The sequence below is a fragment of the Marinobacter bryozoorum genome, assembly GCF_023156245.1.
Taxonomy (GTDB): domain Bacteria; phylum Pseudomonadota; class Gammaproteobacteria; order Pseudomonadales; family Oleiphilaceae; genus Marinobacter; species Marinobacter bryozoorum.
On the sequence record NZ_JAKZAH010000021.1, the window covers coordinates 15321 to 37109 of the forward strand.

Genomic DNA, 21789 nt, shown 5'->3' on the forward strand with positions numbered 1-21789 from the left:
ACCGAAACCTCCCTTCGCTGTTTCTTCCGGGATGGCGAAGGGAGTGACGAGGGGGGGTAACAAATGAGCCGTCGGCGACGGCTCATTCGATCACTTCACGCCATAGGTTGCCGCGTCCACGTCGGACAGCACCTCGGACCAGAGCAGGTCAGCCAGGGCTTCTGAGGTTTCCACGTCCTTGACCAGCTCGCGCCATTTATCCAGCAGCTCGCGGAAGTCTTCAAGCTTTTGCTCACCGTTCTGGATGTCGTATTTCTCGGCGTAGCTCCTGGCGGCGGCCTTCAGATCGTCCTTTGCAAAGGCTTCTGACGCGGCACTGACATCTCCGTCAGCCTCGTGGAAGTTTGCGCCCAGGTCTTTCATAAGCGCCCTGGTCGTCAGCATGTCTTCCCGATACTGGGTCAGAATGGCCGCTGCTCCGGTTGCTGCGGACTTCAGCATGGCTTCCCGCTCCTCGGTGCTGAAACTGCTCCAGGTGTCCTGGTTGAACTGGAACGGGGAGGACGGGAAGAGGCCGCCCGGGACGGCGGTGGTGATGTCGCTAATGGATTCCTCAACGCCGTAGGCCGGGATGTTGGACAGGTCCAGCACAGCGCAGTCCGCCACGCCAGTGTCCAGCGCCTCTCGCATTTCGTTGGCGGACATCTGGATTGGCGTGGCGCCTACCGCTTCTGCCCAGCGGGCATGATTGGCGGAACCGGTGCGGATGCGGGCACCGTCGAGGTCATCCAGCGATTTGATGGGGGTAGTACAGATCAGCCCGCTCCAGGTGCCCGCCACGAACGCTGTGGGTACCTGGTTCTGGGCATCGAACTCGGCGAGACAGTCCGGGCAGTCGTTGAACATGTACTCGGTGAGCGCCCCACCAAAGGCCCAGCCTTCCTTGCCGGCGTGCTCACCGGTGAAGGGCTTCATCATCAGCGAGCTTTCACCGATGAAGTTGGAGTGGGGGTAAGCCTGCGGATGGTAGGGGGGAATCACCCAGCCAATATCGGCCAGGCCGTCCCAGACGCCGTCGGACATCTCGGCAAAGTTCAGCAGCGTCATGGCGAAGACCTTCAGGTTGTACTCTCCGCCGCTATTGTCTTCGACGGCCTGGGCATACTTTTCAATACTTTGGTACTGGGGCACGGATGCGGGTGCACCGGCTGCGTAATTGAGTTGTCCGGCACTGGCGTTGGTGCTGAGGCCCAGTATGGCGGTTGCCGCAATAGCGGAACAGATTGTGGATCTGCGCATGGAGGTCTCCTTCATGTACCTGGCCCTGCCAGAAAGCGCCAGTGGCGTCGGGGGAATCGGCAGGGCGATTTTGTTGTTGTCAGTCGTGGACCCGGTTTGAACTGATAGGGTTGCCAAGTCGACATACTGTATAAACTATATTTTATAAAAAATAAAGTTGCTGGCCTGCGGCAGGCTGGCAAGGTTATGCTTGTGCCACTAACACGAACAAAAGGAGAGAGCGATGTATCTGAGGCTGCGACAGTTGTGCCTGGTGGCGGAAAAACTTGAACCGGTGGTTGAAGACCTGAAGGCCGTCTTCGATATCGAGGTGTGCCACCGGGATCCGGGGGTGGAGCACTTCGGGCTCCACAACGCCCTGTTGCGAATTGGTACGTCGTTTATCGAGGTGGTGGCTCCGATCGCCGAGGGCACGGCAGCAGGGCGCTACCTGGAGCGCCGCGGGGGTGATGGCGGTTACATGGTAATCAACGATACGGATGATCTCGGCTATTGGGAGTCCCGCATGGAGCAGGTGGGCGTCCGCATCGCCGCAAAACTGGAAGTGGATGACTACTGCGGGCTGCAGTTGCACCCACGGGATACCGGCGGCGCGTTGCTGGAAATCAACCAGACCGGTGAGGGCGGCCCCCTCGACGGGGATTATCATCCGGCAGGCCCCAACTGGCAGTCCAGCAAGCCGTCAGGCCTGGCAACCGGGGTAACCGGTGCCGAACTGCAGAGCGACGACCCTCAGGCGCTGGCAAAGCGTTGGGGCGAGATCCTGGACCGTCCGGTGGAGGAGGGTTCCGACGGCCTGCGGATCGCGCTGGACAATGCACACCTTCGGTTTGTGCCCGCCGAGGACGGCCGGGGCGATGGCCTTGGTGGCATCGACCTGGCTGTGTCTGACGCTGAAGCCATCCGGGAACGTTGCCGTCAGAGGGAGCTGCCCGTGATGGATGATTGCGTGGTGGTTTGCGGCGTCCGGTTCTACCTCAAATAACTGCCCTGACTTCATAGGCATAGCTAGTAACTGTTTGTTGCTGGCTACTGTCCTGGTAAATTGTTAACAATTAACTGTTGACCATAAGCTGCATGCCCCTATACTCGGTAGTTATTCACATTGGTTGCCAGGTGGTTACGGAGGAAGGATGGAAAGCGTGGCACTTGATTGGAAAACCAGCCGGACCACGACGGTCCCCGGGCAGATTGCCGACCAGCTTGCCCGCCGGATCGTTGATGGCGAGTTTGCCGATGGTCACCCATTGAGGGAGCAAGAGCTGGCGTCTTTCTATGGCGTCAGCCGCGGCCCCATCCGTGACGCGTTCCACGCACTGGAGCGTCGGGGCCTGGTGGAGATCCTTCCCCGCCGGGGCGCCTACGTGATCAAGCCCACCATCGACTCCATTGCCGATGTTTTCAATGTGCAGGCAGTAATGGCGGGACTGGCGGTGCGGTACATGGCCAGGACGGCACCCCGGGAGGCCATAACCCAATTGGATGAGGTCACCAGGCAACTGGAAAAGCTTGTTGAAAATCGCGAGGCCGAGCCCCTTGCGGTGGCCACCCTGTCCTGGCGCCTGCTCAGTATCGTTGCTGCCAACTGTGGTAACGAGCACCTGCGCCGCACCATGCGCGACCTGTTCAAGAACTCCCTGTGGGGCGTGTTGTGGGGCAGTCAGCCCCTCGACTACCTGACCCCTGAACGTCGGGAACAGATGGCCGCCAGCTGTCGCTCACTGCACGAAGCCATCGCCACCGGCCAGGATGAGCGGGCAGAGCGGCTGATGCGTGACATTATCTTCGCCTCCCGGGATGAAGGCATGAAGGTTATCCGCAAACTGCGCGGCCAGGACGTTCACCCGGAAAGGATTATTTACGATGCACCCGACCAGTAATCCTTGCGCGGCCCCCATGACAGCGAGCGAGGAGGAGCCACCGGTGGACAGCCCGCTGATGTCATCCCTCCACCGGGGGCTTCTGGTCCTGACCCTGAACCGCCCGGCCCGGAACAACGCCCTGAATGCGGAGCTGGCGGAAGCCTTGCTGCAGGCCTTCTCGGAAGCACGCCGGGATGACCGGGTAAGGGCAATCCTCATTCAGGGCGCCGGTGATCATTTCTGCATTGGCGGCGAGTTCGACGCCCTGTCGGACAAAACCCGGTGGGCCTTCGACTTCTCCCGCAAGACGGCAGACCTGCGCCGCCTGATGGAGGTTTCCCGCATGATCCATGAGACTCCCCTGCCAGTCGTTACGGCCTTGAAGGGCAGGGTAACCGGCCCGGGCCTCGCCCTGGCCCTGGCGTCCGACATTCGTATTGCCGACGAATCCACCTGGCTGTCCACCGGCTACGCAAGGTTTGGCCTGTCGGGTGGTTATGGCGGCGTGTATTTCCTGACCCGTCTGCTGGGCAGCGCCAGGGCCCGCGAAATGCTGCTGCTGTCTCCGGACCTGAGTGTGGCGGAAAGCCTGAACATGGGGTTGGTAACCCGGGTGGTGCCCTCCGGTGCTGCAGATAAAGAGGCCTTCGATCTGGCCATGAGCCTGGCCGATGGCCCCACCACCTCTTTTGGCTGTATCAAGCAGAACGTGAGCATGGCCGAGCAGGGCAGCATCGGGGAAACCCTGGACATGGAGGCGGAAAACCACGTGCTCTGCACGCTGACCGCTGATCACCGGGAGGCGAACACGGCCATCCGGGAAGGTCGGGACCCAGAGTTTATCGGGCTCTGACCCCCGACGGGAAAACCTTGGCGCGTAAACGGCAACAGGAGAACAATAATATGATGCAACGAGCCGATCTCTACGAACACCTGGTATCCGAAGGCGATATCGCCCTGTACAAACTAGACGAGTGGGCCGACAAAACGCCGGACAAGACCTTCATCCACTTCGGTGAAACCGGCCTCCAGCTCAGCTTTGCCGAGGTGCGCCAGCGCAGTGACGCACTGGCAGCCGGCCTGGCCGCGCTGGGTGTTAAAAAGGGCGACCGTGTCAGTGTGCTTACCGGCAACGCCCTGAGCGCGACCATCGCCATGTTTGCGGCCTGGCGTGTTGGTGCGCTCTATGCGCCCCATAACTTTAACCTTCGCGGTCAGTTACTTAGCTACCAGATTAACGACACCAGCCCGGCGGTGATGATTACCGATACGGCCTTTTCCGATGTGCTGGCGGACATTGCCAGCGAACTGACGATTGACCAGGTGGTCGTGTTCCCGGCGGACTATGGCGCAGCCTCCACCGGCCCTGAAGACATGCAGTTGCCCGGCGTTACCTGTCATACCCTCTCCGGTTTCCAGCAGCCGGGTGGCGCCTTGCCGGATGTCACCCTGGGCCCCTACGATCCGGCCACTATCATCTATACCTCCGGCACCACCGGGCCGGCCAAGGGTGTGGTGCTTGGCCATCGCTGGATCAATCAGTACTGCTTCCCCCTGCGGATCATGGACGGCGATGACGAGGTCATCTACTGCGACCTGCCGCTGTACCATGTCGGTGGTGTATACGCCCTGCTGACCCGGGCGCTGTGGAAGGGTAATGCGGTAGGACTTTGGAACCGCTTCAGCCCCAACGACTTCTGGAACCGGATCGCCGAATGCCGCGCCACCTCCTGCCTGTTGATGGATGTGATGGTGCCCTGGTTGATGGGGGCGCCGGAGCGGCCTGATGACCGTCAAAACACCCTCTCCAAGGTGCATATGCAGCCGTTGGCGGCCAGCCATCACGAGGTGGCCCGTCGTTTCGGGTTCGACTTTGTCAGTTGCGGCTTTGGCCAGACAGAATCGGGTAGCGGATTCATGGCCCTGATCGACGAGTTCGGTGACGAGCCCGGCACGCCACCGGAGCTGTACCGCAGCCTGCCGAAAGCAGTGATGCGAGAGCGTATCCAGTACCTGGGTGGCGTGGTGGTCGACGGGGCTGCTGGCGTCCCCAAGGGCTTTATCGGTAACGCCAACCCGTTCCTGGAAGCGGCGATCATGGACGAGAACGACAACCCGCTGCCCCGGGGCACGGTCGGGGAAATCGCGTTTCGTCCCCGAACACCCGGTGCCCTGATGCAGCAATACCTGAACAAGCCCGAGGCCACCCTGAAGGCGTGGCGGAACCTCTGGTTCCATACCGGTGATGCCGGTGTCCAGGACGCCGACGGCACCTACCGGTTTGTGGACCGGATGGGTGGCTACTTCCGCGTCCGGGGAGAAAACGTCTCGTCGTTCGAGGTGGAGAGCGTGATCAGCGCCCACCCCTCGGTCAGGGCTGTGGCTGCCGTTCCTGTTCCGGCAAGAGTGGGCAGTGAAGACGATATCGCCGTCTTCGTCGAATTGTCCGACAGCGGTGATGCTCTCACCGAAGAGGCACTGCGTGCCTGGGCAGAGCAACAGATGCCCAGGTACATGCTGCCAGCCTATGTGCGCTTTGTGGATTCGTTGCCCGTAACGCCCACCAACAAAGTGCAGAAGTTTGTGCTGAAGAACCAGATCCTTGAAGAGATAAACGCAGAGAGTCCCTGACCTGGCCACCCCGGGTCACCCACAATGACAATCCGGAGCAATGCAATGTTTGAAAACCTGTTTTCCCTTGAAGGCCGCACCGCCCTGGTCACCGGCGGTTCCCGTGGTATCGGCAAGATGATCGCCGCCGGCTTTGTCGCCCAGGGTGCCAAGGTCTATATCTCGTCCCGCAAGGCCGAGCAGTGTGATGCCGCCGCCGAGGAGCTTTCCGAGGGCAATGGTCGCTGCTTCTCCCTGCCACAGGACCTCTCCACCGTGGAAGGCTGCCGGGAGTTGACCCGCAAGCTGCAGGAGCGGGAAGACCACCTGGATATCCTGGTTAATAACGCCGGCGCCGCCTGGAGTGCCGCGTTTGACGAGTTTCCCGAGCATGGCTGGGACAAGGTAATGGACCTGAACCTGAAATCGCCGTTTTTCCTCACCCAATCACTGCATGGGATGTTGAAGGCCGGCGCATCGGATCAGAAGCCCTCCAAGGTCATCAACATCGCCTCCATTGACGGCATCCGTCTGAACCCGTGGGAAACCTACTCCTACCACGCTTCCAAGTCCGGCCTGATCTTCCTGACCCGCCGCATCGCTGCACGCCTGGTGCAGGATCGTATCGTGGTCAGCGGTATCGCCCCGGGCCCCTTCCCGTCAGAAATGAACCGCGATGCCCGGGACAACGGTGACCAGGTGGCCAAAATGACACCATTGGGGCGTGTCGGTAACGATGAGGATATGGCCGGTGCGGCTATCTACCTGGCGTCCCGCGCAGGCGACTATGTGATAGGGGATACCATTGCCGTTGATGGTGGTCATGCCTATGCCAGGTTGCCGTATGTGGACTAGCGTCCCGTCGGGTGTGCGAGTGGTAGAAACCATTCCTTCAGCGCGGGGTATCTTTGCAGGACTTTCGGCCCTTGCTTAATGTTCTCGGGGGCTAGACAGATTCCGTCCGCCCACGTAAGATTGCGCACTCGAAATTGACGCACCAAGCGAACAGTTTCATCCGCCCGTAGCTCAGCTGGATAGAGCGTTGCCCTCCGGAGGCAAAGGTCATAGGTTCGAATCCTATCGGGCGGGCCATATTTATCAAGGACTTGCGTGAAAACGCAGGTCCTTTTTTTATGTCTGTGCCCAAATGGTGCCCAGACAGTGCCCACCACTTTTTCACCATTTAGCATCCAACCGTATTCCTGACCTTTGCACTACATTCGCCGAAGCAAGTTTGGGCACAGCCTTCCACTGTCTTGCCTTGCCCCAGCAACTCACGTAAAACAACCCTATATCGAGTGGTTAGCAAGCAATACACCCCCGGTATTGCCCGCAACGCTCCGGAACAATCCAAGGCACGAACCGACACACGCTTGTCGCTCCGTGCCTTTACGCTTTAACAGAGAACGAAAGCCGTAACTTCTCATAGGGAACAGCCGAGCAATGAACAACACGGAACAGCAATTCCTCAAAGCCCTGGACGACAAACTCTGGAAAGCCGCCGACAAGCTCCGCGCCAACCTAGATGCCGCCAACTACAAGCATGTGGTGCTGGGCCTGATCTTCCTGAAGTACGTCTCCGATGCCTTCGAGGAGCGCCAGGAAGAATTGCTGGAACGATTCAAGGATGAGAACGACGACATCTACTATTTGCCGCCGGAAGACTACGACGGCGACGAGGACTACCAGCAAGCCCTGTTGGAAGAGCTGGAAGTATTAGATTACTACCGCGAAGCCAACGTGTTCTGGGTGCCCAAGCCGGCCCGCTGGAGCACCCTGAAAGAAAAAGCCGTGCTGCCCGTGGGCACCGTGCTCTGGCAGGACGACGCCGGTAACGACATAAAGCTGCGTTCCGTGTCCTGGCTGATCGACAACGCCCTGGAAGAGATCGAGAAGAGCAACGCCAAGCTCAAGGGCATTCTCAACCGCATCAGCCAGTACCAACTGGAGAACGACAAACTGCTGGGCCTGATCAACACCTTCTCAGACACCTCTTTCACCAAGCCCGTCTTCGACGGCGAGAGGCTGAGCCTGCACAGCAAAGACATCCTCGGCCATGTGTACGAATACTTCCTTGGCCAGTTCGCCCTCGCCGAAGGTAAGCAGGGTGGCCAATACTACACCCCCAAGAGCATCGTGACCCTGATTGTGGAAATGCTCGAACCCTACTCCGGCCGCGTGTACGACCCGGCCATGGGTTCCGGCGGGTTCTTTGTCTCCAGCGACAAGTTCATCGAAGAACACGCCAAAGAACAGCACTACGACGCCAGCGAGCAGAAGAAACACATCTCCGTATACGGCCAGGAGTCCAACCCCACCACCTGGCGTCTGGCCGCCATGAACATGGCCATCCGAGGCATCGACTTCAACTTTGGCAAGAAAAACGCCGATACCTTTTTGAATGATCAGCATCCGGATTTACGCGCCGACTTCGTAATGGCCAACCCGCCCTTCAACATGAAGGACTGGTGGAGCGAATCCCTGGCCGAAGACAACCGCTGGAAATACGGCACCCCGCCAAAGGGCAACGCCAACTTTGCGTGGATGCAACACATGATCCACCACCTGGCGCCCACCGGCAGCATGGCCCTGCTGCTGGCCAACGGCTCCATGAGCTCCAACACCAACAACGAAGGCGAAATCCGCAAGCGATTGGTCGAAGAAGACCTGGTGGAATGCATGGTTGCCCTGCCTGGCCAGCTGTTCACCAACACCCAGATCCCGGCCTGCATCTGGTTCTTGACCCGGGACAAAGCCAACGGCATGGTGCGCAACGCGAAGAAGCGTGACCGCCGGGAAGAGTTCCTGTTCATCGATGCCCGCAACCTGGGCTTCATGCGGGATCGTGTGCTGCGGGACTTCACCAATGACGACATCGCCAAGGTCGCCGACACCTTCCATGCCTGGCAACGCGGCGAAGGCTACGAGGATGTCGCGGGGTTCTGCAAATCCGCCAGCCTGGATGAGATCAAGAAGCATGACTTTGTGCTGACGCCGGGGCGCTATGTGGGTGCTCAGGAGCAGGAAGACGATGGAGAGCCCTTTGCAGTGAAGATGGCGCGATTGACCGGACAGTTACGGGAGCAGTTTGCAGAGAGTGACCGGCTGGAGGCTGAGATCAAGCGGAATCTTGGGAGGCTGGGGTATGAACTCTGAGCGTCCTCTGCAAATGAGGCCATCGCTATGAGTCGCTACGACATTACCGGCAGCGAGGGCGAGTACCAGCCGGGCTCCGACAACAAAGTGTTGCGTAATCTTCCCGGCATTACCGACCCGGAAGAAATGAACATAGCAGAGACAGACCTGCTTGAGGAACTCTACCTACAGGTATTCGACAATTTCCCGGAAGAGCTCACCTTCGAGACGCTCTGCCAGTGGCATCGTGCCTGGCTGGGTAATGTGTATAGCTGGGCAGACCAGAGTCGTACCGTTGATATGTCCAAGCCGAACATCCGGTTTGCGTCACCGGTCCAGATTCCAAAGCTGGCAGAGACATTTGAAGCGCGCTATCTCTCCCGTTTTTACGAGCTTCCCGAGATGAGCGACGAAGAACTGGTCGCTTTCCTCGCCGAAGTGCATGTGGAGTTCATCCTGATTCACCCTTTTCGGGAGGGCAACGGGCGGATATCGCGATTACTACTGGATGTAATGGCCACCAAGGCCGGTGCCGAGCCGCTCGACTACAGCCTTTGGGATGAACACAAGGACTTCTACTTTAAAGCCATTCAGGCGGGGCGGGACGGAGATTATCAATACATTGAACGCCTGATCCGGGACGTTCTGGAGGCACAGCAGTGAGCCTTTTTATCGTGAATCAGGAGGCCAACGCTAACTTTCTGGTGCGGCGCGCGCGGGATTTCAAACGCTTCTCGATAACCTCGGTACGCTCGCCGGTTTCGATGGCGCTTGAGCTGGCGACAGCTCGCAGGATACTGGCGCGGGAAACTGATACCTTGTCTGAGCTTTTTTTACGGACCATGGGACGACTCCAGAACAAAATGATTGCCAGAATTATAACACCTGGAAGGCCGGCAGTCCTGTCAGCCTTCAGACGCTCTCGGTGGAAAGCGGACACAAATAACGCCTTACTCACTGGGCCAGAACTGTTATCCAGCAGGTATGCGCCCTTATCTGGTAAGTCAGAGCCATTATCTAGCAAGTCGAAACCTATTGACCACTACACGGAAGACGAGATCAGCAAGCATGATTTTGTACTGACTCCGGGCCGCTATGTCAGCACTGCCGAACAGGAGATCGATGGCGAGCCCTTTGCCGGGAAGATGGCGAGGTTGACCAAGCAGCTGTGGGAGCAGTTTGCAGAGAGTGCGCGACTGAAAGCTGAGATCAAGCGGAACCTTGGGGGACTGGGTTATGACCTATAGCACCATTGGTGACCACGTGGAGCTGCAACGCGGAACGACATATAAGAGCGCATTGCTTGATCAGCCCGGCCCTGTTTTATTGGGCTTAGGTTCTATCGAAAGAGATGGCGGGTTCAGATCGGACAAACTAAGAACTTATGGCGGCCCCTCCGCAGAAAAATTATTGGTGCGCCCCGGGGATCTCTATGTTTCATTGAAAGATGTCACTCAAGCTGGAGACTTGCTCGGGGCGATTGCCCGAGTGCCTAAATCCGTATCTGTTGGGAGGATGACTCAAGATACAGTAAAGCTGATTTTCAAGAGCGATATTCCGAAAGAATACTTTTACTGGCTCCTTCGAACTCCGCAATATCGGCAATACTGTCGGTCACATGCAACGGGAACTACAAATCTTGGGTTGAGCCGGGACGATTTCTTTAGCTTCAAGATTCCTGATTTAGATGCGGAAAAACGACTTTTGACCGATTCCCTAGAAAACCTTGAAGCGAAAATTCGAACCAACCACCAAATCAACCAAACCCTCGAGCAGATGGCCCAAGCCATCTTCAAAAGCTGGTTTGTCGATTTCGAGCCGGTCAAAGCCAAGATCGCCGCACTGGAAGCCGGCGGCAGCGAGGAAGACGCCCTGCTCGCCGCCATGCAGGCCATTTCCGGCAAAGGCGAAGCGGAGCTAACCCGCCTCCAGGCCGAACACCCCGAGCAATACGCCGAGCTCCGCGCCACCGCCGAGCTGTTTCCGTCGGCTATGCAGGATAGTGAGTTGGGGGAGATTCCGGAGGGATGGAGAGTCAACCAGATAGGCGACCTGGTAACTCGAATACCGGTTGGAAAAAAGTATTCCCAAAAGACAGCTTCAGAAACTGGTGACGTTCCGGTTCTCGACCAAGGGAAATCAGGGATTATCGGGTATCACAATGAAAAACCTGGAGTCACAGCCTGCCCTGATGACCCTGTTATCGTGTTTGCAAATCACACCTGCTATATGCGTCTCATCATGCACGAGTTCAGTGCAATTCAGAACGTACTCCCATTTAAAAGTAAACCTGCCAAGGCACTCAACATCTTTTGGTTATATTTCGCCACACACGGTAAGCAGGAATTTATAGAGTACAAAGGACACTGGCCGGACTTTGTAATTAAAGAGATCGTGGTTCCGGACGACTCTATCGCCAGCAGGTTCGGCAGCATTGCCAAAGATCTAGTAGTAAACCAGTTCAGGAATGAAAAGCAGAACGAAACACTCTCAGCTATTCGAGACGCAATGCTCCCAAAACTTCTATCAGGAGAACTATCTGTCACTGATGTTGCGAATCAAACAGAGGGGGCTGAGGGGTCAGTCAATGTTTAGAGTGATCTCAACCGCCAGCGGCAACGAGCTGTTGGATTCTAACCCGTTTGCCTCAGGGCGATTTATTGGTGACCAGCGACTGAAAATATGGTTGGAGTCAAACCCTGATGGATGGAGTTGCTGCGAGTGAGCGAATCCTACACATGGGACAAAGTACCTGTTTGGAATAATGAAAACCCCGCAGCCAGCTTCGACATTCTGGCTGACGATATCAGCGGCCGTATCCCTGTAACACGACTAGAGAGTTGGCAGGATTTTGTTGGGATGCTGGAAAGCCCTTTCTTCAATCCGCAGGAAACTGAGCTAGTTTTTAGAGGACACCGTCGATTCGACTGGAGCATGACACCAACGCTCGGACGCTTAACTGACAACGGTATTATCACCTCGAAGTTGGCCACTGACACTTTGGCTTTATTTCGTAAAGCGATCAGAGGTCGTGTCAATGACCACTCATTACTCGACGAAGGTGTTGAGGATGACGAGCTGTGGTCGATTGGACAGCACCACGGTCTGATGACGCCTTTGCTGGACTGGACCTATTCACCATACGTGGCATTGTTCTTTGCGTTCTCGAAGGAGGACAGAAAAGACGAAAAAGAAAATCCGTACCGAGCCATCTATGTACTGAACAAGACGTTTATTGCCGATGATGAGATATGCCCTGACATAAGAGTTTTCGAACCCCGAAAGGATGACCACGGCCGCCTGGTAAGCCAAGCGGGATTGTTTACCTTTGCACCTGAAGACTCGACCATAGAAAACAAATTAGCGGAAGTGCTATGGGGCGACGAATTCCCTATTGATTCATTGAAAGATGCATCAGTTAACGAAGAGCCGGGAATACTGGCGCGCTACATCTGTAAAATTTACATTAAGAACGAAATGCAACAGGAATGTTTGCGTCACCTGCGGCGCATGAACGTGCACCACGCTAGCTTATTCCCTGACTTAATTGGCGCTGCAGATTATTGCAACGCATTCATGATTGACGCCGAAAAAAATCGTGCCGTCCAAGCCAAGAAAAACGCTTTGAAAAGAGCTGCCAAGGATGATGAGGGGCCTACTTCCCCCGTAACGTATCCGCCTGAACCATATGTAGGAGAATTCCAATCTGTCACGGATCTACTCTGCCAACCTCAAGCGGCAGAGGGGTTTGATCATGGCTCGCTAACTGTACTGTCGAAAGAGCTGTCGAAACTGCTCGCGACCCGGAAGCTGGTAGACTGGCAAGGCCGTGAATCAATCCAAGCCGAGATAAAGGTCAAAGCCCGAGCCCTGCTTCGCAAACACAAATACCCTCAGGAAGCTCAAGAACAGGTACTTTCAAACATACTTGACATATCAACTACCCAAAATGAAAGCGATGAATCAGGCGCTTAGATTGGGTACTGTCCGTAAGCCTGGCTTGAAACAGGATAACGGAGTGCGACATGTGTTCGTTGCCGGCGACTGTTGTTGGCAATGGTGGATGACAAAGCTCGCCAGCCTACAACACTCAACGACAAGGAACTGTCATGACTGAACGACAAGTACGAATCTTCACCTCAACCGACGGCCAGGCGCAGCTGGAAGTGGCACTGGAGCAGGAAACCGTCTGGCTCAGCCAAGTCCAGATGGCGGAGCTGTTTGGCAAAGATGTGCGCACCGTCAACGAGCACGTGGGCAATGTGTTCCAAGAGGGTGAACTAGAGAAAGAACCAACTATCCGGAAATTCCGGATAGTTCGCCAGGAAGGCAAGCGTCAGGTTCAGCGGGAAATTGATCACTACAATCTGGACATGATCATCTCTGTTGGCTACCGGGTGAAATCCCAGCGTGGCGTGCATTTTCGTAAATGGGCCACCCAGGTTCTCAAAGACCACTTGGTACAGGGCTACACCCTCAACCAGCGCCGCTTGGCCGAGCGCGGCATCGAGTTTGAGCAGGCCGTTGACCTGCTGAGCCGCACCCTCACCAATCAGGGCCTGGTATCCAATGAAGGCGAGGCTGTCGCCCGGGTAATCAGCGATTACGCCCGCTCCTGGAGCCTGCTGCAAGGCTACGATGAGCAACAGCTGGCGGAGGTTGGCATCAAGCAGCCGGATATGCAGCCGCTGGAGCTGGACGAGGCACTAAAAGCCATTGGCGAACTCAAGCAAACGCTCATGGCGAAGGGCGAGGCCACCGAGCTGTTCGGCCAGTTACGGGGTAACGGCCTGGCTTCTGCGTTGGCGACGATCGAGCAGGGCTTTGGGGACGAACTCTTTTATCCGAACGTGGCCACCCGTGCCGCTCACCTACTGTACTTCGTTATCAAGAACCACCCGCTGGCCGATGGCAACAAGCGCTGCGGCTCGTTTCTGTTTTTATGGTATCTGCGCCGCAACGCCGCTTTGCTGGCGCGGCCGGTAGAACAACTGATTAATGACAACACCCTGGTGGCCTTGGCCCTGCTGGTGGCGGAAAGCCTGCCGGATCAGAAAACCCTGATGATCCGGCTGATTGAGCATTTCCTGCTGCTGAAGGAGCCCGCCGATGTTAGAGGTGAAGGGGAATAAGGACTGAGGTATGACGGAAGATCAGCTGGAACAACAATGCCTGGAATGGTTTGCCGAAGGCGGCTGGGAGATCGCCCACGGGCCAGACCTGGCACCGGAGGGCGAAGCCCCGGAACGGGCCGATTACCGGCAGGTATTGTTGCTGGCGGATCTTGAGGCGGCCATTCGCCGCATCAACCCTCACCTACCCCAGAGCGCCGTTGAGCAAGCTGTGGCCGTTGTCCGCAAACCGGAAAGCCTGGATGTCGTGATTAGCAACCGGGCCTTTCACCGCCTGCTGCTGGACGGTGTGCCGGTGGAGTACAAGCGCGACGACAAGGTAGTTCACGACCAGGCCTTTCTGGTGGACTTCGGCGACCTGACCGCCAACCGCTTCCGGGCCATCAACCAGTTCACCCTAGAAGGCTCCAAACAGCTCCGCCGGCCGGATGTGGTCTGTTTTATCAACGGCTTGCCCCTCGCAGTGTTGGAGCTGAAAAGCCCCGGCGCCGAGAACGTGAACATCTGGGATGCCTACAACCAGATCCAGACCTACAAAGATGAATGCTCCGATCTGTTTGCCTACAACGAGGCGGCGATTATCAGCGACGGCTATCTGGCCCGGGTAGGCTCCCTCACCGCCAGCCAGGAACGCTACATGCCCTGGCGCACCCTCAAGCATGAGGACGACAAGCCGCTATTGGAATGGCAACTGGAAACCATGGTGCGGGGCTTCTTCGACCGGGAGCTGTTCCTCGATTACATCCGCTACTTTGTGATCTTCGAGACCGATTCCGACAAGCTGATCAAGAAGATTGCCGGTTACCATCAGTTCCATGCTGTACGAGAGGCGGTTCGTGCCACCGTGATTGCCGCCCGGGATATGAGTGGCAATGGTATTCAAGAGAAGCGCGCCACCTACGGTGACGAGGTTCTGCCCGGCAGCAAGAAAGCCGGCGTGGTGTGGCATACCCAGGGCTCCGGCAAGAGCATTTCCATGTGCTGTTACGCCGGCAAGCTGCTGCAGCAGCCCGAGATGAACAATCCCACCCTGATCGTGGTCACCGACCGCAACGATCTTGACGGCCAGTTGTTCGCCACTTTCAGTGCCGCCCGGGAATTGCTGAAGCAGGAGCCGGTGCAGGCAGATGACCGGGACACCCTGCGCCGCCTGCTGTCTGAGCGGGAATCCGGCGGCATCATCTTCACCACGGTTCAGAAGTTCGCGCTGCTGAATGACGAATCCGGCCACCCGATTCTGAACGACCGCCACAACATCGTGGTGATCTCGGATGAAGCCCACCGCAGCCAGTACGGCCTGAAAGCCACCCTCAAGAAGGACGGCACCTACAAGTTCGGCTACGCCCGCCACATGCGCGATGCCCTGCCCAATGCCTCGTTCATCGGCTTTACCGGCACCCCCATCGAGAGCGAAGACAAAGACACCCGGGCCGTGTTCGGCGATTACGTGTCCATCTACGACATCCAGGATGCCGTGGACGATGGAGCAACAGTACCCATCTTCTACGAATCCCGCCTGGCCAAGCTGGACATCAACCGCGAACAGATCGAGGAGCTGTCCGACCAGGTGGAGGAAGTGGTTGAGGACGACGAAGACGTTGGCAGCCGCGAGAAAACCAAGGGCGAGTGGAGCCGGCTGGAAAAGCTGGTCGGTGCCGGCCCTCGCCTGAAGCAGGTAGCGGAAGACCTGGTGAACCACTTTGAAACCCGCTCCAGCACCATCGATGGCAAGGCCATGATTGTGGCCATGAGCCGCGAGATTGCGGTGCACCTGTATAACGAGATTGTCGCCCTGCGCCCGGAGTGGCACGACGATGATTCGGAGAAAGGCGCCATCAAGATCGTGATGACCGGCTCCGCCTCTGACCGCCCCCTGCTGCAACCGCACATCCATAACAAACAGACCAAGAAACGGTTCGAGAAGCGCTTCAAAGACATCAACGACCCGCTCAAGCTGGTGATCGTGCGAGATATGTGGCTGACCGGCTTCGATGCGCCCTGCTGCCACACCATGTACGTGGACAAGCCCATGAAGGGCCACAACCTGATGCAGGCCATTGCCCGGGTGAACCGCGTGTTCAAGGACAAGCCCGGCGGGCTGGTGGTGGATTACATCGGCATTGCCAACGAGCTCAAGCAGGCGCTGAAAACCTACACCGATGCCAAGGGCAAAGGCTCGCCCACCCACAGCGCCGAGGAAGCCTACGCCATCCTGCTGGAGAAGCTGGACATCATCCACGGCATGTTTGCGCCCGGCCCCAAAGGTAAGGGATTCAGCTACAGCGGATTCGAGACTGAGCCCCACAAGTATCTGGTGCCCACCGCCAACTACGTGCTCAGCCTGGAAGACGGCAAGAAGCGCTTCCTGGATACCGTGCTGGCCATGAACAAGGCCTTCTCCCTGTGCGCCACCCTAGACGAAGCCCAGGCACTGCAGAAGGAGGTGGCGTTCCTGTCGCAAGTAAAGACGGCCATCACCAAGTTCACCAGCGTGGACAAGAAACTGACCGAGGAAGAGAAGAACACCGCCCTGAAGCAGATCCTGGACAACGCTCTGGTGGCAGAAGGGGTAACGGATGTCTTCGCCCTGTGCGGCCTGGACAAGCCCAACATCGGCCTGCTCTCTGACGAGTTCCTGGAAGACGTGCGGCAGATGCCCTACAAGAACTTCGCCGTGGAACTGCTGGAGAAGCTGCTCAAAGACGACATCAAAGCCAAGACCCGCAACAACGTGGTGCAGGAGAAGAAATACGCCGACCGCCTGCAGGAGACGCTGCGCAAGTACAACAACCGGGGCATCGAGACAGCCCAAGTAATCGAAGAGCTGATCGCCATGGCCAAGCAGTTCCAGGCGGAAATGGAGCGTGACGCCGCCCTCGGTCTGAATCCGGACGAAGTGGCCTTCTACGACGCCCTGGCCAGCAACGAAAGCGCCGTGCGGGAGCTGGGTGACGAGATCCTGAAAAAGATCGCCGTGGAGATCACCGACAAGCTGCGCAAATCCACCACCGTGGACTGGCAGGTGCGGGAGAGTGTACGGGCGAAGCTGAGGATTCTGGTGCGGCGGACGTTGCAGCGCTACAAGTATCCGCCGGATAAAGCGCCTGCTGCCATTGAGTTGATTATGGAGCAGGCTGAAGCCCTTTCTAACCACTGGACGAAGTAAATGACAGTATCCAGCGAAATCGACTCTTGGGAGTCTTTTTTCAGTGAATTAAGTGAACTCAGAGACCTCCAGAGACAACAAAAGCAACAAGGACTCAACGACTTTACTGCTCTTGGTTCTGTGCTAAGTCCGAACGACGAAGTACGTCTCCACACTCGATTCATCTACTCATTGCTAAACCCGCATGGAAAACACTATCAAGGCACGCGTTTTCTTGAGCTGTTTCTTGAGTCCATCGGCTGGGCAGGTTGGCTGGATATAGAGTCCACTGTTGTTCGAAAGGAATATTGCCCCAACGGGCAAAGTGACCAGATCGACCTCTATATCACCGATGGTGAGAAAGAGATCGTTATCGAGAACAAGCTGAACGCAAAAGACCAGAAGCGACAAGTGCTCCGCTACCTTGATGCTATCGGCGCAAACAGCCAGCGAAAAGCAAAAAACACCCTGTTTATCTATCTGACCAAAGGAAGAAAGCGGCCTTCAAAACTCGGGCTTGGCTCGGCACACGATGACAAGTCATTAGACGCCAAGAGATTTCTGACCCTCAGTAAAGAAAAAGACTGCCACCAGCTTTTGGATGAAAAAGGTAACCCCGTCTCGCGTTATATGAATCTTTGGTATCAGAGGCAGGCTAGTGGAACCATAAAGAGCATTCAATCCTGGCTTGATTGTTGTATTCGGGCAATTCGCACTAATGAAAACAGCAGCAACATAGTAAGTGCGATTAACGATTACCAATCTATCATTGAGCGGGCAACAAGGGAGTATGAGAGCAACGTGACCACACTGAAAGACTTCCTGGATCGAAATATTTCCCTTGGGAAAGACTACCATGAGCAGGCTGCTCAAATAGCGAAAGAGCTTCCCTCAATCCACAGAAGTTGGTTGCAAGCGGCGATGAGTCATCACTTGGAGAATATGTTCCGCGAGCACGCCGAGAAGGGATTGGTTACTGAAATCGATCATGATCATGCGGATCAGTTGCTTCCGTTTTTAACCCCAGATTACGCCAAGCGCCCAGACAGCTTGATATATTCCGCAAGATCCAACTTTTTTGGGGATGGTCGAGATCGCACGAACAAAGGGAAGTTTTACCTTCTCCAAACCGCCCCTTTGAAACAGCGGGCTGTCATTGCTTTGTTCTACGGATCTAAGAGGCTCCATGTTGGCTGTTTGCTTCGCCGAGACGCAACGGATAATGAAAGAGCAATAGTTGGAACTCTAGCATGGGATAAAGAATCATCATCCAAGCTCAGAGAATCCATATTTCCCGAGGCACTGACTCAATCAAAGCGAATGGAATACGAAGGCATTCATGATTTGGCCAATTTTGGCTCAAGCCCCCAACATGCCCTTCTCGAAAAGCTAATTACAACTCTAATCCGCAAAGGATAAACACATGGAATATGATGCAGAGTTCGACCAAACCCGCCTCGACCAGCTGGCACAACAGCACCTGGGCGGCACCGACATTAGCGGGCGGATACTGTTCTTCGGAGACCCCGAGGAGAACCGGCTGGATCTGGCAACCTGGCAGCTGAATAAAGACGAGGACTACGAGACGATCAAAGGCTCAGACTTCAAGTTCCAGATGATGGAGCTGCTGGACACCTTGATGACCTATCGAGCACAGCAAGGCGAGCCGAACGCCGGCCAAGGCGTCGTGCATATCAACGGAAGACAGCTGTCTATCGAATGGCTCCCGAGAGCATATGTTGAAGAGTTGAGGGACAAGTAAAAACAACCCCGTGCTACACGGGGTTGAATGAACGGAGACCGTCTCGTCTGGTGCTTAATCCGCTCATACGCGGACCAGGCTCCCAACATTAACCAAAAATGGCTTTCCCCCGCTAGCGCGGGAAACATAACCGACTTTATCGCCGGCATGCAATTTCCGCCGGTCTACACCCCCGCTAACGCGGGGAACACTTGTCCGTGAAGCTGCCACCCGTAGGCGTCCGCGGTTTACCCCCGCTCGCGCGGGGAACACCTATAGTGGGCGAACATCTCCCGGGCCCGGTCCGGTTTACCCCCGCTCGCGCGGGGAACACGCCCGGTTCGCCTCGATGTGCGGGCATATACCCGGTTTACCCCCGCATGCGCGGGGAACACCTCCAGGGGATCATCCATAGCAAGCTGGCGCTCGGTTTACCCCCGCATGCGCGGGGAACACTGCCCGCCGGGGCTGGGGCTCAATGCTGATCCCGGTTTACCCCCGCATGCGCGGGGAACACTGTTATTTATATTGGCACTATTTCGACATTGGCGGTTTACCCCCGCATGCGCGGGGAACACTGCTCAGGTGTAAGTCGTTTTCGGGCAACCGCCGGTTTACCCCCGCATGCGCGGGGAACACTCTAACCGGAACGCTTTGATTATGCTTCTCTTTTGTAGCAATGGTCAAGGCACCAGAAACGAAGAAAAAATGATAACCATCCGCTCACGTCTCGTTATCATCCTTAAGCACTACATACTGAGCAACCTCCTCCAGAGGCACATCAAAGTATTCGCAAAGTTTGTCCAGAATGTCGGTCGTCGCGTTATACCCACGCTGATTGGCGATTTTAGACAGGGTCGTTCTGTGTATCCCGGTCGCCTTTGACACCTCGTCCAGCGTTACCCTCCGGTTCTCACGGAAACTCTTTTCCGCCAGTAGCTCTTTCAAGTGAAATCGGATCATCTCGCACCCTTCCCAATGGAACAGTAATACTAGCAGAGCAGAAGCCATCTCTCATCGGTTGTAGCGCAAAAGCATCAAAAGACTCTTGACAGCGACCTAAAACGGCCTATTATGTAGTCTGTGAGCTACATTAATAGATCAAGAGGGACGTAGGATGACTATACAGTACCTTACCACTCAAGAGTTGGCAGATCGTATCAAGTACGACACGCGGACAATCCGGGAACGCCTCAAAGACAACGTGCTCATTGAGGGGATCCATTACATCCGGCCCTTTGGTGGCAGAAAAATCCTCTATTTATGGGAGCCAATCGAGCGGGACATGGGGCTCCACTCAGAGCGAGACGCTTTTGCTATTCCGATGGCTAACGGGGGTGTGATCAATGGGTAGTATTCGAGTACGCAAGTCCACGGAAAAACTGTTCATGGACTTCCGCTTTCAAGGGGTGCGCTGCAGGGAGCAGACTGCACTGGAAGACACGCCGAAAAACCGAAAGAAACTGACGGTGCTGCTTGAAAGAATCGAGGCGGAAATCACGCTTGGGGTGTTCGAGTACGAAAAATACTTCCCGGGCAGTGCAAACGTTCAGAAGTTCTCAAAGCACTCACCGAACCAGCGGCAAAAGGGCTCAAGGGAGGAACAACACGAGACGCCACTATTCACAGAGTTTGCGCAAGACTGGTTCGACGAGATGAAAATTCAGTGGCGAAAGTCCCACTACATCACGATACAGGGAACGCTGGACAACTACCTGATCCCTGAGTTCGGGGAAAAAGAAGTTGGCCGCATCACCAAGAAAGACATTCTCGACTTCCGGGCTTCACTCGCCAAAGTAACCACCCGGAGCGGGAAGCAGCTTTCCACTAGTCGTATCAACCGAATCATGACGCCTTTGCGCATGATTCTGGGAGAGGCAGCCAACCGGTACGAGTTTAGCTCACCCTATCACGGGATCAAATCCCTGAAGGTGCCCCGCACGGATGTGGAGCCATTCGACCTGGATGAGGTGAAGTTGATTTTGGCAGCGGTTCGTCCGGACTTCCGTAACTACTACACTGTCCGGTTCTTCACCGGTATGCGTACCGGAGAAATCGACGGGCTGCAGTGGGAATATGTGGACTTTAAACGCCGACAAATTCTGGTAAGGCAGTCATTGGTGAACGGTGAGCTGGGCTACACCAAAAACGATGGATCGTTCCGCAACATCGAAATGTCGCAGCTGGTATATGACGCCCTCAAGGAGCAGCAGCGGGCGACCGGCGACAGGAAGTTTGTGTTCTGCACCCGGTCGGGAACGCCCCTGTCCCATAACAACGTAACCAAGAGGGTGTGGTATCCGTTGCTCAGGCACCTTGGCCTGCGTAAGCGCCGGCCTTACCAGACTCGCCACACTGCTGCCACACTCTGGCTTGCCGCAGGCGAGAACCCGGAGTGGATAGCCCGGCAGATGGGGCATACCACAACCGAGATGCTGTTCCGAGTCTATAGCCGCTATGTGCCCAACCTGACCCGCCGTGATGGTTCCGCGTTCGAGCGGCTTCTTATTACCGAGTTCGATGCTTCAGCGGAAACGGGTGAGGAGGTGTGCCATGAAAACTGAGTTCGATATCAGCGATACCACGCCAGGTTTAACGTTTGTTCCGCTGACAAACCTTCTTCCTCGCGAGAGGAGGGTGATTCGCAATGTGGCCAGCGCGTTGAACGCAGCTTTCCAGATTCCCGAGGGAAGAGGGTTGGTACTGCACCTGGGCCTAGGAGGTGAACGATCGAATCTGGAGGCACTGGAGACCTGGGTGTGCCGCCAGATGCTGGCGCACCGGGTGCTGCCTGGGGAGGAGAGCCTCGCGTGGTTCGTCCGTCAACTGGAGTGCGCCCTGAATACGCTGGAGGTGCACTATGGCTGACACTCAACAGGCCGAGATTCGTCTGGCGTACTGGTCGGACCGGTTCACCATTCTGAG

19 protein-coding genes and 1 tRNA gene are annotated in these 21789 nt (G+C 56.5%); 18 read left to right on the forward strand and 2 right to left on the reverse strand.

All coding sequences use genetic code 11. The features are described from left to right. Window positions 1–90 precede the first annotated feature (90 nt). Complete coding sequence (locus MLC59_RS12375; RefSeq protein ID WP_248234602.1) at window positions 91–1239, reverse strand: C4-dicarboxylate TRAP transporter substrate-binding protein; 1149 nt, start codon at window positions 1237–1239, stop codon at window positions 91–93. A 223-nt stretch (window positions 1240–1462) separates the two neighbouring features. Between MLC59_RS12375 and MLC59_RS12380 the strand changes: the two genes are divergently transcribed. From MLC59_RS12380 to MLC59_RS12450, 15 genes are all read left to right on the forward strand, one after another. Then, entirely contained in the window at window positions 1463–2224 is a 762-nt protein-coding gene (locus tag MLC59_RS12380; RefSeq protein ID WP_248234603.1) for a VOC family protein, read from the forward strand. A 157-nt stretch (window positions 2225–2381) separates the two neighbouring features. Beyond that, entirely contained in the window at window positions 2382–3119 is a 738-nt protein-coding gene (locus MLC59_RS12385; RefSeq protein WP_248234604.1) for a GntR family transcriptional regulator, read from the forward strand. A gap of 16 nt (window positions 3120–3135) precedes the next feature. Continuing rightward, complete coding sequence (locus MLC59_RS12390; protein WP_248234605.1) at window positions 3136–3954, forward strand: enoyl-CoA hydratase-related protein; 819 nt, start codon at window positions 3136–3138, stop codon at window positions 3952–3954. Window positions 3955–4004: 50 nt separating this feature from the next. Continuing rightward, window positions 4005–5732, forward strand: a complete 1728-nt coding sequence (locus MLC59_RS12395; RefSeq protein WP_248234606.1) for an AMP-binding protein — start codon at window positions 4005–4007, stop codon at window positions 5730–5732. Window positions 5733–5777: 45 nt separating this feature from the next. Then, on the forward strand, window positions 5778–6566 hold the full coding sequence (locus tag MLC59_RS12400; protein WP_248234607.1) for an SDR family oxidoreductase: 789 nt from the start codon (window positions 5778–5780) through the stop codon (window positions 6564–6566). A gap of 160 nt (window positions 6567–6726) precedes the next feature. Continuing rightward, window positions 6727–6803, forward strand: a tRNA-Arg gene (locus tag MLC59_RS12405). A 351-nt stretch (window positions 6804–7154) separates the two neighbouring features. After that, a complete protein-coding gene (locus MLC59_RS12410; protein ID WP_248234608.1) occupies window positions 7155–8867 on the forward strand; it encodes a class I SAM-dependent DNA methyltransferase in 1713 nt (570 codons plus the stop codon). A 27-nt stretch (window positions 8868–8894) separates the two neighbouring features. Then, a complete protein-coding gene (locus tag MLC59_RS12415; RefSeq protein WP_248234609.1) occupies window positions 8895–9509 on the forward strand; it encodes a Fic/DOC family protein in 615 nt (204 codons plus the stop codon). Then, the gene (locus MLC59_RS12420) at window positions 9506–10093 is read left to right on the forward strand and encodes a hypothetical protein (protein WP_248234610.1); all 588 of its coding nucleotides are present in this window, start codon (window positions 9506–9508) and stop codon (window positions 10091–10093) included. The genes MLC59_RS12415 and MLC59_RS12420 overlap by 4 nt, the downstream gene beginning before the upstream one ends. Beyond that, window positions 10083–11441 (forward strand): restriction endonuclease subunit S, encoded by a 1359-nt coding sequence (locus MLC59_RS12425; protein ID WP_248234612.1) that lies wholly within the window; start codon window positions 10083–10085, stop codon window positions 11439–11441. The genes MLC59_RS12420 and MLC59_RS12425 overlap by 11 nt, the downstream gene beginning before the upstream one ends. Before the next feature lie 126 nt (window positions 11442–11567). Next, window positions 11568–12821: an FRG domain-containing protein gene (locus tag MLC59_RS12430; RefSeq protein WP_248234614.1), complete on the forward strand. Its 1254-nt coding sequence runs from the start codon at window positions 11568–11570 to the stop codon at window positions 12819–12821. 134 nt (window positions 12822–12955) lie between these two features. Further along, on the forward strand, window positions 12956–13978 hold the full coding sequence (locus tag MLC59_RS12435) for a virulence RhuM family protein/type II toxin-antitoxin system death-on-curing family toxin (RefSeq protein WP_248234615.1): 1023 nt from the start codon (window positions 12956–12958) through the stop codon (window positions 13976–13978). Window positions 13979–13988: 10 nt separating this feature from the next. Next, window positions 13989–17144 (forward strand): type I restriction endonuclease subunit R, encoded by a 3156-nt coding sequence (locus tag MLC59_RS12440; RefSeq protein ID WP_248234616.1) that lies wholly within the window; start codon window positions 13989–13991, stop codon window positions 17142–17144. Further along, window positions 17145–18542, forward strand: coding sequence for a PDDEXK-like family protein (locus MLC59_RS12445; RefSeq protein WP_248234617.1), 1398 nt, complete (start codon window positions 17145–17147; stop codon window positions 18540–18542). A 4-nt stretch (window positions 18543–18546) separates the two neighbouring features. Beyond that, window positions 18547–18885: a hypothetical protein gene (locus MLC59_RS12450; protein WP_248234618.1), complete on the forward strand. Its 339-nt coding sequence runs from the start codon at window positions 18547–18549 to the stop codon at window positions 18883–18885. Between the two features lie 702 nt (window positions 18886–19587). Here MLC59_RS12450 and MLC59_RS12455 read toward each other — a convergent pair. Beyond that, window positions 19588–19827, reverse strand: a complete 240-nt coding sequence (locus MLC59_RS12455) for a helix-turn-helix domain-containing protein (protein WP_248234619.1) — start codon at window positions 19825–19827, stop codon at window positions 19588–19590. Window positions 19828–19981: 154 nt separating this feature from the next. Between MLC59_RS12455 and MLC59_RS20025 the strand changes: the two genes are divergently transcribed. The 3 genes from MLC59_RS20025 to MLC59_RS12465 are packed head-to-tail and all read left to right on the forward strand — an operon-like array spanning window position 19982 to window position 21732. Continuing rightward, a complete protein-coding gene (locus MLC59_RS20025; protein WP_345799774.1) occupies window positions 19982–20218 on the forward strand; it encodes a hypothetical protein in 237 nt (78 codons plus the stop codon). Next, window positions 20211–21428 carry an Arm DNA-binding domain-containing protein gene (locus tag MLC59_RS12460; protein ID WP_248234620.1) on the forward strand — a complete coding sequence of 406 codons (1218 nt, stop codon included), beginning with the start codon at window positions 20211–20213 and terminating at the stop codon, window positions 21426–21428. Before MLC59_RS20025 ends, MLC59_RS12460 begins: the two co-directional genes overlap by 8 nt. Beyond that, window positions 21418–21732 carry a hypothetical protein gene (locus MLC59_RS12465; protein WP_248234622.1) on the forward strand — a complete coding sequence of 105 codons (315 nt, stop codon included), beginning with the start codon at window positions 21418–21420 and terminating at the stop codon, window positions 21730–21732. The genes MLC59_RS12460 and MLC59_RS12465 overlap by 11 nt, the downstream gene beginning before the upstream one ends. The last annotated feature ends 57 nt before the right edge of the window (window positions 21733–21789 follow it).

Excerpts from the sequence above, each read along its gene's own strand:
- MLC59_RS12375 (WP_248234602.1), bottom strand. The coding sequence starts at position 1,239 with ATGCGCAGATCCACAATCTGTTCCGCTATTGCGGCAACCGCCATACTG.
- MLC59_RS12380 (WP_248234603.1), top strand. The coding sequence starts at position 1,463 with ATGTATCTGAGGCTGCGACAGTTGTGCCTGGTGGCGGAAAAACTTGAA.
- MLC59_RS12390 (WP_248234605.1), top strand. The coding sequence starts at position 3,136 with ATGACAGCGAGCGAGGAGGAGCCACCGGTGGACAGCCCGCTGATGTCA.
- MLC59_RS12395 (WP_248234606.1), top strand. The coding sequence starts at position 4,005 with ATGATGCAACGAGCCGATCTCTACGAACACCTGGTATCCGAAGGCGAT.
- MLC59_RS12400 (WP_248234607.1), top strand. The coding sequence starts at position 5,778 with ATGTTTGAAAACCTGTTTTCCCTTGAAGGCCGCACCGCCCTGGTCACC.
- MLC59_RS12410 (WP_248234608.1), top strand. The coding sequence starts at position 7,155 with ATGAACAACACGGAACAGCAATTCCTCAAAGCCCTGGACGACAAACTC.
- MLC59_RS12415 (WP_248234609.1), top strand. The coding sequence starts at position 8,895 with ATGAGTCGCTACGACATTACCGGCAGCGAGGGCGAGTACCAGCCGGGC.
- MLC59_RS12425 (WP_248234612.1), top strand. The coding sequence starts at position 10,083 with ATGACCTATAGCACCATTGGTGACCACGTGGAGCTGCAACGCGGAACG.
- MLC59_RS12435 (WP_248234615.1), top strand. The coding sequence starts at position 12,956 with ATGACTGAACGACAAGTACGAATCTTCACCTCAACCGACGGCCAGGCG.
- MLC59_RS12440 (WP_248234616.1), top strand. The coding sequence starts at position 13,989 with ATGACGGAAGATCAGCTGGAACAACAATGCCTGGAATGGTTTGCCGAA.
- MLC59_RS12445 (WP_248234617.1), top strand. The coding sequence starts at position 17,145 with ATGACAGTATCCAGCGAAATCGACTCTTGGGAGTCTTTTTTCAGTGAA.
- MLC59_RS12450 (WP_248234618.1), top strand. The coding sequence starts at position 18,547 with ATGGAATATGATGCAGAGTTCGACCAAACCCGCCTCGACCAGCTGGCA.
- MLC59_RS12455 (WP_248234619.1), bottom strand. The coding sequence starts at position 19,827 with ATGATCCGATTTCACTTGAAAGAGCTACTGGCGGAAAAGAGTTTCCGT.
- MLC59_RS20025 (WP_345799774.1), top strand. The coding sequence starts at position 19,982 with ATGACTATACAGTACCTTACCACTCAAGAGTTGGCAGATCGTATCAAG.
- MLC59_RS12460 (WP_248234620.1), top strand. The coding sequence starts at position 20,211 with ATGGGTAGTATTCGAGTACGCAAGTCCACGGAAAAACTGTTCATGGAC.
- MLC59_RS12465 (WP_248234622.1), top strand. The coding sequence starts at position 21,418 with ATGAAAACTGAGTTCGATATCAGCGATACCACGCCAGGTTTAACGTTT.